Source organism: Paenisporosarcina sp. P4_E4_2 (genome assembly GCF_056401595.1).
In genome coordinates this window covers 1-1,476 of sequence record NZ_JBFUJC010000511.1, presented here as the reverse complement: position 1 = coordinate 1,476, position 1,476 = coordinate 1, and the positions used below count along the sequence as shown (strand labels likewise).

Here is a 1,476-nt window from a genome sequence, read left to right as displayed (position 1 = left end):
GCTTTCATGCAATTTTATGGCTTTTATTTCTCCAAAACTTGGTTAATGATTATATGTGGTTTGCTGTTATTCAAGTTTTTATATATACAGCTGTTCGGTTTTTCACTTAAGGTTTCTGCGAACGCAATCGCCAATTCCGTTTCACCAATAACATGGACTTCTTTCCAGCCTCGCTCTTTCTTCAATTTTTTAACATTTGCTGCCATCCCTTTATAAAATCTGTGCAAATTTTCTTTTAGTCGGGACTCGATAAAATCAACTTTACTGCCCCCAATTTTATGAGGTCCAGTTGGATCCATATCTTTATCCTGACCCCAATATTCAAGTTTCGGGTCGAAAATATATACCATATCTTCTTTAACAAATCCCATCGAAGTATCCAAAACACGGACTTCACCAAAACTCGGCAAAATTATTCCTGCTTCTGGATAAGCTTTGTACATATATTCAAATTGTTCAACCATAGGATGATCTTCCCAATGGAAACCTGATTTTACTGGCACTTGAACATAATGAACGGACCATAAAGGTGGATTTTCCGAGGCAAATATAACAGCCCCTTTGTGCAAATCATCTTTGTTTTGTTCAATTTCATCCATCACTTTTTTCTTGGTTTCCTTAAAGTACTTAAGCTCAGTATCTTTTTCAGAAGCATTTAGACTCTTATCAATTTCTTTTAAGCCATTTTTCAAATGTATTTTCCATGCTCCATTTAATTGGTCAGGATCGCCTGGATTTGTATTCAAATAAACACTCAATACATTACGATCACCGCTACGATGGTCCTTTAAATCCTGGATTTCTTTGCTCAATCCCATAATGATTAAACCTCCTTGATATTCTCTACGCTTGTAGGATGCCCCGAGAGCCTTGAAATTAATAGTACTTCCTTCTATTCATTTTTCTTACCGCTTTTTACATGATGCATTAAATAAGCCACAAACGTGTCATCTCTTACTAACCATGCCGAATGATTTCTTTTTAAGTGATTTTCTACTTCATCAAAGCTTGTAAATTTCTGGTCTAATATATGGTTATTATGATCAATTTTCCATTCTTGATCACTAATTGCATGAATAAAGAATGTTTCTTCCATAATATTTTTATAAAGAGATCCGAATGATGATTTTTTCAGGTTATATCGATTTCGCTGTGCATCTTCACGAACTGGTTCTAACTGAAACGTATCCGTCACAAACTGCTTGTATGCTGAATCAGTTAATGAACTACCGGATGCTTTGGCGTGCCCACCACCACCGTATCTTCCCGCAACTTCTGATACATCAACATGGTCATGCACTGTTCGAAACCCCACTCTCTTTCCACCCATATTTAAAATCACGATATAATCGAGATGTGGATATACTTTGCCCAAGTCATTTCCGAGTTCTGAATGATATGATTCTGCATAAACAATACCAACCAAATGCTCTCCAACCTGTGCTTGTACGATTTCTTTTTTCTTGCGTCTTATAT

At 36.2% G+C, this 1,476-nt stretch carries 1 protein-coding gene and 1 pseudogene; both read right to left on the bottom strand.

All coding sequences use genetic code 11. The features are described from left to right. Positions 1-23: 23 nt before the first annotated feature. Entirely contained in the window at positions 24-818 is a 795-nt protein-coding gene (locus AC1DSB_RS19195) for a VLRF1 family aeRF1-type release factor (protein WP_477587410.1), read from the bottom strand. A gap of 74 nt (positions 819-892) precedes the next feature. After that, positions 893-1,476 (bottom strand): annotated as a pseudogene (locus tag AC1DSB_RS19190) (oligoribonuclease); the annotation flags it as partial.